The sequence below is a fragment of the Cellulomonas rhizosphaerae genome (assembly GCF_003470205.1).
GTDB lineage: Bacteria > Actinomycetota > Actinomycetes > Actinomycetales > Cellulomonadaceae > Cellulomonas > Cellulomonas rhizosphaerae.
Genome location: NZ_QWKP01000203.1, coordinates 23868 through 38290, shown reverse-complemented (window position 1 = coordinate 38290; position 14423 = coordinate 23868). Strand labels below are relative to the sequence as shown.

Sequence of the window (14423 nt, the reverse complement as noted above, 5' to 3'; positions counted from 1 at the left end):
CCCGGCGCGAACCACCGAGAAGGAGCGAGGATGACCTCCATCCGCGTCGCCATCGTCGGCGTCGGCAACTGCGCCGCGTCGCTCGTCCAGGGCGTCCACTACTACGCCGACGCCGACCCGAACGGGACCGTCCCCGGTCTCATGCACGTGCAGTTCGGTGACTACCACGTGCGTGACATCGAGTTCGTCGCTGCGTTCGACGTCGACGCCAAGAAGGTCGGCTTCGACCTCTCGGAGGCCATCGGCGCCTCGGAGAACAACACGATCAAGATCGCCGACGTCCCGCCGCTCGGCGTGACCGTGCAGCGTGGCCACACGCTCGACGGCATCGGCAAGTACTACGCCGAGACCATCGAGGAGTCGGACGCCGAGCCGGTCGACATCGTCGCCGCCCTGCGCGAGGTCCAGGCCGACGTCCTGATCTGCTACCTGCCCGTCGGCTCGGAGGTCGCTGCGAAGTTCTACGCGCAGGCCGCCATCGACGCAGGAGTCGCGTTCGTCAACGCACTGCCCGTCTTCATCGCGTCCGACCCCGAGTGGGCCGCGAAGTTCGAGGCGGCCGGCGTCCCGATCGTCGGCGACGACATCAAGTCGCAGGTCGGCGCGACCATCACGCACCGCGTCCTCGCGAAGCTCTTCGAGGACCGCGGCGTCGTGCTGGACCGCACGTACCAGCTGAACGTCGGCGGCAACATGGACTTCAAGAACATGCTCGAGCGTGAGCGCCTGGAGTCCAAGAAGCTCTCGAAGACGCAGGCCGTGACCTCCAACCTGACCGGCCCCCTGGGCGGCAAGAAGGAGGACCGCAACGTCCACATCGGCCCGTCGGACTACGTCGCCTGGCTCGACGACCGCAAGTGGGCCTACGTCCGCCTCGAGGGTCGCGCGTTCGGCGAGGTGCCCCTGAACCTCGAGTACAAGCTCGAGGTCTGGGACTCGCCCAACTCGGCCGGCATCATCATCGACGCCCTGCGCGCCGCGAAGATCGCCAAGGACCGTGGCATCGGTGGCCCGATCCTGTCGGCCTCGACGTACTTCATGAAGTCCCCGCCGGTCCAGATGGAGGACACCCTGGGCCGCGCCCAGCTGGAGGCCTTCATCGCCGGCGAGAACGAGCGCTGACCTAGCCTCACCCCGAAGGGCCCCCGGGATCTCCCGGGGGCCCTTCGTCGCGCCCGGCCCCGCGCTTGTGTTCAGCATTGGTGCCGCTATGTGCGACTAACGCTGAACACAAGCGGTGCCGTACGGCGAGATGTCCACAGATCGCGCGATCGGACGTTCGCCGGGCGTCCGGTGGCCGACGATCGAGGGCGTGAAGCTGCCGACCGTTGCGACTGCCGTCGTGGACCGCCAGGGCGGCGCTGCGACCACGGCCCAGCTCGAGGGCTGGGGCCTGTCGGCCGCCGCAGTCGCCCGCAGGGTCGCGTCAGGGCGGTGGCAGCGACTCCACCGCGGCGTCGTCCTCCTCCACTCCGGCCCTCCGGCCTGGCGCGAGCAGGCTCACGGGGCGCTGCTCTACGCGGGAACAGGTGCAGCGCTGTCGCACTCGTCCGCTGCGTATGTGCACCGGATCACCGCCGCGCCCGGCCCGCTGATCGAGGTCAGCGTCCCTGGTGACCGCTTCGTCCGGCCAGCTGCCCGGCTCGTCATCCACCGCCGCAGGTCGATGCCGCTCGCCGGTGGCCGACTGTGCGCCGTCAACGAGAACGCCACGGTCGTCGACCTCGTCGCTCGAGCTGCCGACGACGACGCGGCCGTCGCTGTCGTGGCCGCTGCCCTCCTGCGCGGCGTACTCCCCGATCGGGTCCTCATCGAAGCCGGATCTCGGCCGCGCCTGGGAAACCGCTCCATCCTCACCGAGCTGCTGGCTCCGGGCGTTGATGCGATCGAGTCGCCCCTCGAGCATCGATACGCGCGCGACGTCGAACGCCGCCACGGTCTGCCGCGTGGTCGGACGCAGTACGACAGCTCGTCGACGGTCGGTGGATCCGAGCCGACCGGCTGTACGTCGGCCTCGGCATCCGCGTCGAGCTCGACGGCCAGCTCGCGCATCCCTTCGCGACGACCGACGACGACGCGTGGCGGGACAACGCCGTCGTGCTCGCGCACCGCGAGGTCACCCTGAGGTACCGCTGGCACCACGTAGCCGCGACGCCGTGCGCGGCCGCCGCTCAGGTCGCCGGTGCACTCCGCGCCCGCGGCTGGCGCGGCACCCCCCACCCGTGCGGCCAGGAATGCCCCGTCCGGTAGCGCATGTGTTCAGCGTTGATGCCGCTATGTGCGAGGAACGCTGAACACAACGGGCCCCGACGCACCGTGTCGGACAGCGCTGGGGTGCGAGGATGGCGCCGTGCAGGTGATCGCGGACCTCAAGGCGCTCGCGCCGGTGCGGGACTTCCGCCGCCTGCTCACGGTCCGGTTGGTGAGCCAGACCGCCGACGGCACGTTCCAGGCCGGCCTGGCCACGCTGTTCTTCTTCTCCCCGGAGCACGCGAGCACCGCGGCGGGGGTCGCGACCGCGTTCGCGGTCCTGCTGCTGCCGTTCACGATCGTCGGGCCGTGGGCCGGGGTGCTGCTCGACCGGTGGCGCCGACGACAGGTCCTCGTCTACGGCAACGCCCTGCGCGTGCTGCTCACGCTCGCCGTGGGCGTGCTGCTCGTGATCGACGGCGTCGGGCCGGCCGTCTACGTCCTGGCGCTGGCCACGCTGTCGGTCAACCGATTCCTGCTCGCCGCGATGTCGGCCTCGCTGCCGCAGGTCGTCGACGGACCGCTGCTGCTGACGGCCAACTCCGTGACCCCGACGCTGGGCACGGCCGCCGCGGGCGTCGGGGCCGGCATCGGCCTGGTCGTCGGCCTCGTGCTGCCGGACGGCCGCGCGCACGACGGAGGCTCGCTCGCACTGGCCGCGCTGCTCATGGCCGCCGCGAGCGCGCTCGCCACACGCCTGGGCCGCGATCGCCTGGGGCCCGACGAGAAGGCGGACGCGACGAGGCTCCGCGCCGAGCTCGGCATGCTCGCGCGCGGGCTCGTCGACGGCGCGCGCTACCTGATCGCCCGCCGCACCCCGGCGCGCGCGCTGCTCATCATGGCCGTGCACCGGTTCCTCTACGGCGTCGTGTTCGTCGCGAGCCTGCTCATCTCCCGCAACCTCCTGAGCGACCCGCTCGACACCGACGCGGGACTGCGCACGTTCGGCACGGTGCTCGCCGCGACCGTCGTCGGCTTCGCGCTCGCCGTCGTCGCGACCCCGGTGGTCACGCCGCACATCGGGGCGAACGCCTGGATCGTGGTCTGCCTCGGCATCGCCGCGGCGAGCCAGCTGCTGCTCGTCGCGACGTACGCGCTGCCCGCGATCGTCGTCGCGGCGGTGACGCTCGGCCTCGCCGCGCAGGGCGCGAAGATCGCCGTCGACACGATCGTCCAGCGCGACACCGCCGACGCCTACCGCGGCCGCGCGTTCGCGCTCTACGACGTCCTCTACAACGCCGCTTTCGTCGGCGCCGCCGCGCTCGCCGCGGTCTCCCTGCCGGACACCGGCTACTCTCGGATCCTCTTCGCGCTGCTCGCACTCGGCTACGTGGCCGGGGCGGTGGTGTACGGCACGGCTGCCCGACGAGTGCCCGAACCGAAACCCGTCGAGGTGATGGCCGCATGAACATCGACGACCTCCAGGGCCGGGCGCTGCAGGCCAGCGACGTCGCCTTCACCATCTCCGACGCGACCGCGCCCGACAACCCGCTCATCTGGGTCAACCCGGCGTTCACGGCGCTGACGGGCTACGCGCCCGAGCACGTGATCGGCCGCAACTGCCGGCTCCTCCAAGGCCCGGGCACCGACCCGCGCACGAGCGCCGAGCTGCACGACGCGGTCGCGACCGGCACGACCGTCGCGACCGTGGTGCTCAACTACCGCCGCGACGGCACGCCGTTCTGGAACCAGGTCGTCATCAGCCCGGTGCTGGGTCGCGACGGCACGATCACCCACCACGTCGGTGTCCAGGCGGACGTGACGGCCCGGGTCGAGGCCGGTCTGGCTCGCGACACCGCGCTCGCCTCGGAGCGCCAGGCCACGGCTCGCCTCGACCTGCTCGCGCGCGTGACCGACGAGATGGTCGGGCACCTCGACTACGCCGCGGCGGTCGTCTCGCTCGCCGACATCGCCGTGCCCGCCCTGGCCACCTGGGGGTACGTCGCGGTGACCGACGACCGCGGCCGGTTCGAGCACGTCCACGTCGTCGCGTCCGACCACGCGCACGCCGCCGCGGCCGCCGACCTCGAGAGCCACGGCGTCGAGTGGCTGCGCAAGTCGCCCCGCATGGCCGAGGCGCTCGCGAGCCCGCCGGGCTTCGTCCCGGTGCCGTACGCGATCGACGTCGCCTCGCTGCCGACCCGGTCGACGAGCACCCAGCTCCAGGCCCTGCACGAGCTCGGTCTCGGCAGCGCGCTCGTCGTCCCGCTGCGAGCCCGCGACCGCGTGATCGGCGTGATGTGCCTGGTCCACGGAGAGGTCGACGGATTCGACTCCGAGGCCGTCGTCACGGCCGCGCACCTCGGCCGTCGCGCGGGGCTCGCGCTCGACAACGTGCGCCTGTTCCTCGCCGCGCGCGACGCCGCACTAACCCTCCAGCACAGCCTGCTGCCCGACATCCCCGACGTCCCGGGACTCGACATCTCCGCGGCGTACATCGCGTCCACGAGGTTGGCGGAGGTCGGCGGCGACTGGTTCGACGTCCTGCACCTGCCGGACGGGTCGGTCGGGCTCGCGGTCGGCGACGTGGTGGGCCACGACATGCACGCGGCCGCGGCGATGGGGCAGATCCGGTCGCTGCTGCGCTCGACGGCGTGGGACTGCACCGAGCCCGCGGACGCCCTCGCGCGCGTCGACGCGATGGTCCGCGGCATCCCCATCCCCGACCTCGCGACGTGCGCGTACGTCCGCTGGGAGGCGGCCGAGGCGAGCGCGAGCCTCACCTACGCGCGGGCCGGGCACCCGCCGCCCCTCATCCGCCTGCCGGGTGGCGAGGTGCGCTCGCTCGACGACGCGGTGACGACGCCCCTGGGCATCCAGGACCCGCACGGCCCGACGACGAGCGGCAAGGTCGCCATCCCCGCCGGCGCGACCCTTGTGCTGTACACCGACGGCCTGATCGAGCGCCGCGACCGCGGCCTGCGCGACGGCATCGGCGCCTTGGTCGCGACGCTGTCAGCGCTGCCCGACGACCTCGACGCCACGACCACGCGCGACGCGCTGGTCGACGCGATGCTCGTCGGCGACCGTCAGGAGGACGACGTCTGCGTGCTCGTCGTGCGCGCCCACCATGCGAGCAGCTCCTCGCGCGCGGTCTCCGGACCGAGCGGCCCCCGCTCCATCCGCAGCTCGAGCAGGTAGCGGTACGCGGCACCGACCTCGCGGCCGGGGCGCAGGCCGAGGATCTCCATGATCTGCGTACCGTCCAGGTCCGGGCGCACGGAGTCGAGCTCCTCCTGCTCCTGCAGGCGTGCGATCCGCACCTCGAGGTCGTCGTACGCGGCGGACAGGCGCGCGGCCTTGCGGGCGTTGCGCGTGGTCGAGTCCGACCGCGTGAGCCGGTGCAGGCGCTCGAGGAGCGGGCCCGCATCCGTGACGTAGCGACGGACGGCCGAGTCGGTCCACTCGCCGTCGCCGTAGCCGTGGAACCGCAGGTGCAGCTCGGTCAGGCGCGCGACGGCCTGCACGGTCGCCTTGTCGAAGCGCAGCTCGCGCAACCGCTTGGCGACGAGCTTGGCGCCGACCATCTCGTGGTGGTGGAAGCTGACTCCCCCGCCCTCCTCGTGCCGCTTGGTGCGCGGCTTGCCGATGTCGTGCAGCAGCGCGGCCAGGCGCAGCACCAGGTCGGGTCCGGGCACGGGGCCGTCGGGGCCGGTCTCGAGGGCGATCGCCTTGTCGAGGACGGTGAGCGAGTGCTCGTAGACGTCCTTGTGCCGGTGGTGCTCGTCGATCTCCAGGCGCAGCGCGGGCAGCTCGGGAAGCACGTGGTCGGCCAGGCCGGTCTCGACGAGCACCCGCAGGCCGAGCCGCGGCTGCGCGGCGAGGAGCAGCTTGGACAGCTCGTCGCGCACGCGTTCGGCCGAGACGATGGTGATCCGCTCGGCCATGTCGACGGTCGCGGCCTGCGCGGCCGGGTCGAGCGTGAAGCCGAGCTGCGCGGCGAACCGGGCACCGCGCATCATGCGCAGCGGGTCGTCGTCGAACGACTGCCGCGGGTCGACGGGCGTGCGCAGGACGCCGCGCGCGAGGTCGGCGAGGCCGTCGAACGGGTCGACGAACGTCAGCTCCGGGACCCGGACCGCCATCGAGTTCACCGTGAAGTCGCGCCGCGACAGGTCGCCCTCGAGCGACTCACCGAACACGACCTCGGGCTTGCGCGACGTCGGGTCGTACGCGTCGGTGCGGTAGGTCGTGACCTCGACGACGACGTCCTGGCCGGAGCCGCGCCGCGCCGCGAACCGGCGCGCGCCGATCGTGCCGAACTCGCGCCCGATGTCCCAGTGCGCGTCGCCCCACCTCGCGAGGATCGCCTCGGTCTGGTCGGGCGTCGCGTTCGTCGTGAAGTCGAGGTCGGCGCTCAGCCGGCCCAGGAACGCGTCGCGCACGGGTCCGCCGACGAGCGAGAGCTCGTGGCCGGCGGCTCGGAAGAGCTCGCCCAGCTCGAGCGCATCGGCCGGCAGTCCCGCGAGGACGGCGATCGCCCGCTTCTGCAGGGCGATCAGCGACTGAGGCGCGTGTGGGTTCGTGGGCTCGACGGGCACTCGTCCGAGTCTAGTTGCGCCAGGACTCCACCCGTCGCGCCGGTTCGAGGCCTGTGGATGCAGTAGATACAGTGGCCTGCATGTCCAGCCCGGCCCACCCCTCGCCATCGCGGGGTGTCCCGGCGCCTCCGGGCGGTCATGCGCTCCGCATCGACCCCCGCCCGCCTGCCCCTCGCCCGACCACCGCGCACCTGCCCGTGGTCGACGAGACGAGCGCCGGCGGGCTCGTCGTCCGCCAGCGTGACGGCTCGTACCACGCGGCCGTGATCGCCCGCCGCAACCGCGCGGGCCGCCTGGAGTGGTGCCTGCCCAAGGGTCACCTCGAGGGCGACGAGACGCCCGAGGAGGCCGCGGTCCGCGAGATCGCCGAGGAGACGGGCATCGTCGGCCAGGTGCTGCGCCGCCTGGGCGTCATCGACTACTGGTTCAGCGGCGACGACCGCCGTGTGCACAAGGTCGTCCACCACTTCCTGCTCGGCGCGGTGGGCGGCACGATCTCGGTCGAGGGCGATCCGGACGGCGAGGCCGAGGACGCCGAGTGGGTGGCCGTCGCCGACCTGCCGCAGCGGCTCGCGTACCCCAACGAACGACGACTCGCCGAGGCCGCCCTCGTGGTGCTCGTCGGCGAGGCATGAGCGGGCGTCTGGCACGCAGGGTGCTGAGCGCGGCGCTCGCCCTGGTCGCCGGCCTGATCCTGGCCCCCGCCCTGCCCGCGAGCGCCGCCGACCCCCTGCCCGTCCGCGTCGAGATCACCTCGATCTCCCCCGTCGTGCTGCGCCCCGGCGAGGACCTGACCGTGCGTGCGACCCTGCACAACGACGGCACCAGCGTGCTGAAGAACGCCGCGGCCGACCTGCGCATCAACTACTTCCGGATGGGCTCGCGCGACGAGGTGGCGGCGTGGGCCGACCGCGCCGACTCCGAGCTCGCCGGGCAGGTCACGGTGGTCCAGGCGCTGGACGACCCGCTCGAGCCGGGTGCCTCCGCGGACGTGACCCTCACCCTGCCGGCGGCGCGGATCCAGTTCACGAACCTTCCCGGCGTCTGGGGCCCGCGCGGCCTCGCCGTGGAGGCGACCGAAGGTGGCGCCCGCGTCGGGCTCGCCCGGTCCTACGCGCTCTGGTACCCCGAGCAGTCGGTCACGCCGGTCCCCGTCTCGGTGCTGCTGCCCGTCGCCGGCCCTGCGGCGAACCCGCTCGCCACGACGCCGAGCACCGAGCTCGACCAGCTGACCTCCCCGACAGGGCGGCTCGGTCGCTCGCTCGCCGCGATCCAGGTCGACGACGCCATCGGCTTCGCCGCCGACCCGGCGCTCGTCGAGCAGGCGCGCGCGGGCGGACCGGCGTCGCAGGCGTGGGCGCAGGCGATGACGACGGCCTCGTCGCGGCACGCCACGTTCACGCTCCCGTGGTCCGATCCCGACGTCGCCGCCGTCGCGCGCGCCGACGAGGGCTCCCTGTTCCAGGTCGCGGTGGACCACGCGCGCACGTCGGACGTGCTGGGCGCAGGTCGGCGCACGATGGTGTGGGCGGCACCCGGCCAGAACCTCGACGCCGAGACGGCGGCGGCAGCTGCGAGTGCGGACGTCGTCGCGGCCGTCACGCGCACGCCGGCCGTCGGGGCCAACTCCGCGGTCACCCACGCGCGGATGTCCACCGAGGGCGGCTCGCTCGACCGCCTCGGCCCGGACGGCACGCTCTCCGCCCTGCTCTCCGACCCCACGACGGTCGTCCCCGACGCCACCGACGCGACCACCGCGCAGCGCGCCCTCGCGGAGCTCGCGCTCGTGGCCCGCGAGAGCGAGAGCACGCCCGACCCCGTGCTGCTCGCGCCCGGCCGCGACCAGGTCCCCGACCCGGCCGCGGTCCGCGTCGTCATGACCGCGCTGCGCTCCGCGCCGTGGGTCCAGGTCGACCCCGTCTCGACGCTCCTGGTCGGCACGGCCACGCAGGTGGACGTGCCGGCGCAGGGAGAGGCAGCCGACGACGAGATCGCGCCTGCCGAGGTCGCGGCGCTCGCCACCGCTCGCGGGCACGCCGTCGACTTCTCGGCGATCACACCGGACCCGACCACGCTGCTGACCGGTGTCGACGCCGAGACGCTGGCCCCGCTCTCGCTCGCCTGGCGCGCCGACCCGACGGGCCGCACCGCCCTGGCCGGGAACGTGGTCAAGGAGGTCTCCGCCCGCACGGTCGGCCTGTCGATCGCACCGATCAGCGACCTCAACGTGCTCAGCGCCGAGGCGCCCATGCGCGTGACCGTGCGCAACGACCTCGAGGTGCCCGCGACCGTCCAGCTCGTCATGACCCCGCGCAAGGCGTGCCTCCAGGTCGACCCGATCGACCCGGTCACCGTCGAGTCCACCTCCAGCGCGACCGTAGCGGTCCACCTGCAGGCGACCGCGAACTGCGACGTCACCGTCACGGCGACCCTCGAGTCGCCCGCAGGCGACGTCGTCGCCGCACCGCGTGAGTTCACCGCACGGGTCGCCCCGACGATCGAGAGCGTCGGGACGTACGCGGTCGGCGCCCTGCTCGTCATCGGGCTGATCCTCGGCATCGTCCGCACGGTCCGCCGCGGCCAGAGCGCCCGACGGGGGGCACGGACCGAGGCCGAGACCGGCCCCGCCCCGCCGCTGCCCGTGCTGGGCGGCGTCCCGGACGAGGAACAGGGGACGTGAGCGCCACCAGCTCGGGGGGTGTGCGTCGCGGTGCCGCGCTCATGGCGTCCGGCACAGCGGCCTCCCGCATGCTGGGACTGCTGCGCCAGATGGTCCTCGCGAGCGCCATCGGTGCCACGGGCCAGGCGGCCGACGCGTTCTCGGTGGCCAACAAGCTGCCGAACATCCTGTACATGCTGCTCGCGGGCGGCGTGCTCAACGCCGTGCTCGTGCCGCAGGTGGTGCAGGCCTACCGGCGCAAGGCCGGGCAGGAGTACGTCGACCGTCTCCTGACCTTCGGCTTCGCACTGCTGGCCGGCGCGACCCTGATCCTGACGCTGTGCGCCCCGCTGCTCGTCCACCTCTACGGCAAGGGGTTCACCAGCGCGCAGACCGAGCTCGCGACGGCGTTCGCGTTCTGGTGCGTCCCGCAGATGTTCTTCTACGGGATGTACGCGCTGCTCGGGCAGGTCCTCAACGCTCGTGGCTCGTTCGGCCCGTACATGTGGGCCCCGGTCGTCAACAACGTCGTGTCGATCGCCGGCTTCGTGGTGTTCATCGCGCTGTTCGGCGTCGCGAAGGCGGGCCCGGACGGCATCGAGGTCGCCGCGAACTGGACCGTGGGCCAGACGACCCTCCTCGCGGGGTCTGCGACGCTCGGCATCATCGCGCAGGCCGTGGTCCTCATCCCCGCGCTGCGCGCGTCGGGCGTCCACTACCGGGTGCGCTGGGGGCTCCGCGGCTCCGGGCTCGGCCGCGCGGGCAAGGTCGCGACCTGGACGCTCGTCGGCCTCGCGATCGGGCAGCTCGGCTACATCGTCGTCTCGCGCGTGGCTTCGGACGCACCCAGTGCAGCAGGCGGTGGAGCGGTCGCCGGTAACGCCGCGTACGACTGGGCCTTCCTCATCTTCATGCTGCCGCACTCGCTGGTCACGGTGTCCCTGGCCACCGCCCTGTTCACCCGGCTGTCCGAGCAGGCGCACGAGAGGGACGTCGACGCCGTCCGGGCGACGCTGTCCAGCGGCCTGCGCGTCGTCGGGCTCTTCACGGTGCTCGCGATGGCGGTCGTCACGGTCTTGGCCGTGCCGATCACGCAGATCCTGCTGTGGACCTCGTCGGACGCGCAGGTGCACGCCGTCTCGCCTGTCGTCGTCGCGATGATCGTCGGCCTGCCCGCGTTCGGGGCGTGGTCGATGTGCCAGCGCGTCTACTACGCGTACGAGGACGCGCGCGGGATGGTGCCGATCCAGCTCGTGATGGCGGTCATCGTCGTCGTCGGCACCCTGCTCGGGCGCTACGTGCTGGAACCGCGCTCCTGGGTGGCGGGCGCCGGCCTGTCGATGAGCGTGTCGTACGTCGTCGGCGCCGTCCTGGGCCTCTGGATGCTCCGCGCCAGGCTGCGGACCCTCGACGGTCCGCGCGTGCTGCGGGTGCACGTGCAGGCCCTGCTCGCCGCCGTGGTCGCGGCGGGGTTCGGGCTGCTCACGCTCGTCGTGCTGCGCAGCCTGCTGTCCGGCGGCAACATCGCCGCGATCATCGAGTGCGCCGTCGTCGGCACCGTCATGGGACTGGTCTACCTGGCCGCGCTCCGGCTCATGCGCGTCTCCGAGCTCGACACCCTTCTGGGCCCGCTCCTCGCGAAGGTGCGCGGTCGCGCGTCTAGGCTGCACACAGGGCCGCACCCGGGATCGGCCCAGGTCAACGACGCAGGAGGTGCCGTGAGCGAGGTCGTCGAGCGGGGCACCGTGCTCTCGGGGCGGTACCGGGTGGTCCAGGCCGCCGAGTCCGACCTCCCGGGGTCGACCGCGTGGCAGGCCACCGACCAGATCCTCGACCGGCCCGTGCGGGTGCACGTGCTCTCGTCCGGGCACATCTCGCAGGCCCTCGACGGCGCCCGCCGCGCCGCGCTCGTCACGGACGCGCGCCTGGTGCGCGTGCTCGACGTCGGCACGCACGAGGGGCACGGCTACGTCGTGTCCGAGCAGGTCACCGGCCCGTCGCTCGCCGACCTGCTGGCTCGCGGACCGCTCACCGCCGACCAGGCACGCGCGATCGCCGGCGAGGCCGCGGCCGCGCTCGAGGTCGCCCGACGACGCGGCGTGCACCACCTGGCGCTGCGTCCCTCCTCCCTGCACGTGACCGACGACGGCCGCATCGTGGTCTCCGGCCTCGGCCTCGACGCCGGCCTGCTGAGCATCGTCGCGCGCGACGCCCACACGACCACGCGCGCCGACACGGTCGGCCTCGTCCGCGTCCTGTACGCCGCCCTCACGGGCCACTGGGCCGCCGACCCGTCGCTGCCGTCGTTCGGCGTCGACCTCCCCGACGCCCCGACCGTCGACGGCCTGCCCATCCCCCCGGCCGAGCTCGTCGCCGACGTCCCGGGCGACCTCGACACGCTGTGCGCCGTGACGCTCGGCCCGAACGACGACGGGCCGCACAGCCCGGGCGAGCTCGTGCGTGAGCTCGAGCCCTGGGGCGCGATCCGCGCCGTGCAGGTCGCGACCGGGCCGGTGCCTGTGGTGCCCGTCGCTGCGGCACCTCCTGCCGTCCCGGGCGTTCCGGATGCTCCCGACGACGACTTCGACGTCGACGACATGGAGGACACCGCCCCCATCGCCGTCCAGCGCGAGTCGATCCGTACGTCCTACGACGCGCAGCCGCCGCCCGCCGGCGTCAACCGCCCCGGCACCCCGCCGCCCGCAGCGCCCACGCGCACGTCCGCGTTCGGAGCCGCTGGCGCGGTCGGAGCTGCCGCGACCGCACGCGCCTGGAACGACGAGCCGCCCGCAGCGCCCGCGCCCGAGCCGGCCCCGACCCTCGTCGGCGGCTTCGACTTCGACCGCATCGTCGAGGAGCAGGAGTACGAGACCGAGCCGCGCCGCCGGTTCAACCCGACGGCGCTCGTGCTGATCCTCGTGGGCATCGCGGTCGTCATCGGCGTCGTCCTGGCGTTCAAGGCGCTGTTCAGCTCGCTCGACACGGGCGCGCCCGAGCCCAGCCCCTCGACGTCGACCTCGGCGAGCCCCGAACCGACGTCCGACGAGCCCAGCAGCCCGTCCGCGGAGCCGTCGACCCCCGCCGAGTCGACCGTGCCGCCGGTCATCGGCTCCGCGACGTCGGTCGACCCGTCGGACGACGACGGCGAGCACCAGGAGGCCGTGGACCGCGCGTTCGACGGCGACCCGTCGACGTACTGGTACACGATGACCTACAAGCGGGCGGACTTCGCGGGCTTCAAGAATGGCGTCGGCTACGTCATGACGCTCAAGGACCCGACGACCGTCCACACCGTCACGCTGCACACGAACGGCTCGGGCGGACACGTCGAGATCCGCGACACCGGGAAGTCGGACCCGAGCGGCGGCAAGCTGCTCGCCGAGGGCGAGTTCGGCTCCGAGGTGACGTTCACGCTCGACCCGGCGACCGAGACCGACAAGCTCACGCTGTGGATCACCGAGCTGCCGACCGCGAGCGACGGGTCGTTCCGCCTCGAGCTGGCCGAGATCGAGCTGTCCTGACCGAGCTGTCCTGACCGTGCGCGGAACAGATCCCGCCTAGGATCGGTTGACTGCGACAGCCTCACCGACTCGATCGACTGCAAGGAACTTCTCGTGACCCAGGACAGCACCGTGCGCGACCTCGTGATCGTCGGCTCCGGCCCCGCCGGCTACACCGCGGCCATCTACGCAGCACGTGCCGGGCTCGCCCCGCTGATCGTCGCCGGCTCGGTGACCGCGGGCGGCGCCCTGATGAACACCACCGAGGTCGAGAACTTCCCCGGGTTCCCCGACGGCATCCAAGGCCCCGAGCTCATGGAGAACCTGCAGAAGCAGGCCGAGCGCTTCGGCGCCGAGGTGCTGTGGGACGACGCCACGTCGCTCGAGCTCGACGGCCCGGTCAAGAAGATCGTGGTGTCCGGTGGCGAGACCTATCTCGCGCGTTCCGTCATCCTGTCGACCGGTTCCGCGTACCGCGAGCTGGGCCTGGACGACGAGAAGCGTCTGTCCGGGCGGGGCGTGTCCTGGTGCGCCACGTGCGACGGGTTCTTCTTCAAGGACCAGGAGATCATCGTCGTCGGCGGCGGGGACTCCGCGGTCGAGGAGGCCACGTTCCTGACCCGGTTCGGCAAGCGCGTCACGATGGTCCACCGGCGTGACCAGCTGCGGGCCTCCAAGATCATGGCCGACCGCGCCGCGAACGACCCGAAGATCGAGTTCGCCTGGAACTCCGAGATCGTCGGCATCGCGGGCGACGCGAAGGTCACCGGCGTGACGCTGCGCGACACCGTGACCGGCGAGACGCGCAAGCACCCTGCCACGGGCGTGTTCGTGGCCATCGGCCACGTGCCGCGCTCGGAGCTGCTCGTCGGCCAGATCGACCTCGACGAGAACGGGTACGTGCAGGTCGTCGGCCGCACCACCGCGACCAACCTGCCCGGCGTCTTCGCGTGCGGCGACCTCGTCGACCACACCTACCGCCAGGCCATCACCGCCGCCGGCTCCGGCTGCTCCGCCGCCCTGGACGCCCAGCACTTCCTCGCGGCGCTCGAGGACGGGCTGGCCGACCCGGTCCCCGACCTGGGCCCCGCGCCCGTTCTGGAGGAGGCACGATGAGCTCGGTCACTGCTGTCACCGACGACACGTTCGCGGCGGAGGTTCTCGGCTCCGACATCCCCGTCGTCGTCGACTTCTGGGCGCCGTGGTGCGGGCCGTGCCGCATGGTCGCGCCCGTGCTGGAAGAGCTGTCGAAGACGTACGACGGCCGCGTGAAGATCGTCAAGATCAACTCCGACGAGAACCCGCGCGTGGTGGGCGACTACGGCATCGTCTCGATCCCGACGCTCAACTTCTACGCGGGCGGTGAGCTCGTGCAGTCGGTCATCGGCGCGCGCCCCAAGGCCAGCATCACCGAGCAGATCGAGGGCGTGCTCGCCACGGTGTGACCGTCGGGCGAATGCGTTCGCCCTGCGT

10 protein-coding genes and 1 pseudogene are annotated in these 14423 nt (G+C 72.8%); 9 read left to right on the top strand and 2 right to left on the bottom strand.

The window, feature by feature from the left end; all coding sequences use genetic code 11:
- Positions 1-30 precede the first annotated feature (30 nt).
- Both D1825_RS11690 and D1825_RS18770 read left to right on the top strand, forming a co-directional pair.
- Positions 31-1122 carry an inositol-3-phosphate synthase gene (locus D1825_RS11690; protein WP_118767597.1) on the top strand — a complete coding sequence of 364 codons (1092 nt, stop codon included), beginning with the start codon at positions 31-33 and terminating at the stop codon, positions 1120-1122.
- Between the two features lie 130 nt (positions 1123-1252).
- A pseudogene (locus D1825_RS18770) lies at positions 1253-1408 on the top strand (hypothetical protein); the annotation flags it as partial.
- 18 nt (positions 1409-1426) lie between these two features.
- On the opposite strand, the gene D1825_RS18255 reads toward D1825_RS18770, so the two are convergent.
- Complete coding sequence (locus tag D1825_RS18255; protein ID WP_158580721.1) at positions 1427-1936, bottom strand: hypothetical protein; 510 nt, start codon at positions 1934-1936, stop codon at positions 1427-1429.
- A 414-nt stretch (positions 1937-2350) separates the two neighbouring features.
- On the opposite strand from D1825_RS18255, the gene D1825_RS11680 reads away from it, so the two are divergent.
- Both D1825_RS11680 and D1825_RS11675 read left to right on the top strand, forming a co-directional pair.
- Positions 2351-3658: an MFS transporter gene (locus D1825_RS11680; RefSeq protein ID WP_118767596.1), complete on the top strand. Its 1308-nt coding sequence runs from the start codon at positions 2351-2353 to the stop codon at positions 3656-3658.
- Positions 3655-5391, top strand: a complete 1737-nt coding sequence (locus D1825_RS11675) for a SpoIIE family protein phosphatase (protein WP_118767595.1) — start codon at positions 3655-3657, stop codon at positions 5389-5391. The genes D1825_RS11680 and D1825_RS11675 overlap by 4 nt, the downstream gene beginning before the upstream one ends.
- Here the strand turns inward: D1825_RS11675 and D1825_RS11670 are convergent.
- Positions 5280-6791, bottom strand: coding sequence for a CCA tRNA nucleotidyltransferase (locus D1825_RS11670; RefSeq protein ID WP_233549857.1), 1512 nt, complete (start codon positions 6789-6791; stop codon positions 5280-5282). The two genes, D1825_RS11675 and D1825_RS11670, sit on opposite strands and share 112 nt — an antisense overlap.
- An 80-nt stretch (positions 6792-6871) precedes the next feature.
- Between D1825_RS11670 and D1825_RS11665 the strand changes: the two genes are divergently transcribed.
- The 5 genes from D1825_RS11665 (at position 6872) to trxA (ending at position 14395) form a co-directional block, all read left to right on the top strand.
- Complete coding sequence (locus tag D1825_RS11665) at positions 6872-7426, top strand: NUDIX hydrolase (RefSeq protein WP_118767593.1); 555 nt, start codon at positions 6872-6874, stop codon at positions 7424-7426.
- Positions 7423-9471, top strand: a complete 2049-nt coding sequence (locus tag D1825_RS11660) for a DUF6049 family protein (RefSeq protein ID WP_138067602.1) — start codon at positions 7423-7425, stop codon at positions 9469-9471. Before D1825_RS11665 ends, D1825_RS11660 begins: the two co-directional genes overlap by 4 nt.
- Complete coding sequence (gene murJ, locus D1825_RS18445) at positions 9468-12971, top strand: murein biosynthesis integral membrane protein MurJ (protein WP_233549856.1); 3504 nt, start codon at positions 9468-9470, stop codon at positions 12969-12971. Before D1825_RS11660 ends, murJ begins: the two co-directional genes overlap by 4 nt.
- A gap of 93 nt (positions 12972-13064) precedes the next feature.
- Positions 13065-14066: a thioredoxin-disulfide reductase gene (trxB, locus tag D1825_RS11650; protein ID WP_118767591.1), complete on the top strand. Its 1002-nt coding sequence runs from the start codon at positions 13065-13067 to the stop codon at positions 14064-14066.
- Complete coding sequence (gene trxA, locus D1825_RS11645) at positions 14063-14395, top strand: thioredoxin (RefSeq protein WP_118767590.1); 333 nt, start codon at positions 14063-14065, stop codon at positions 14393-14395. Before trxB ends, trxA begins: the two co-directional genes overlap by 4 nt.
- The last annotated feature ends 28 nt before the right edge of the window (positions 14396-14423 follow it).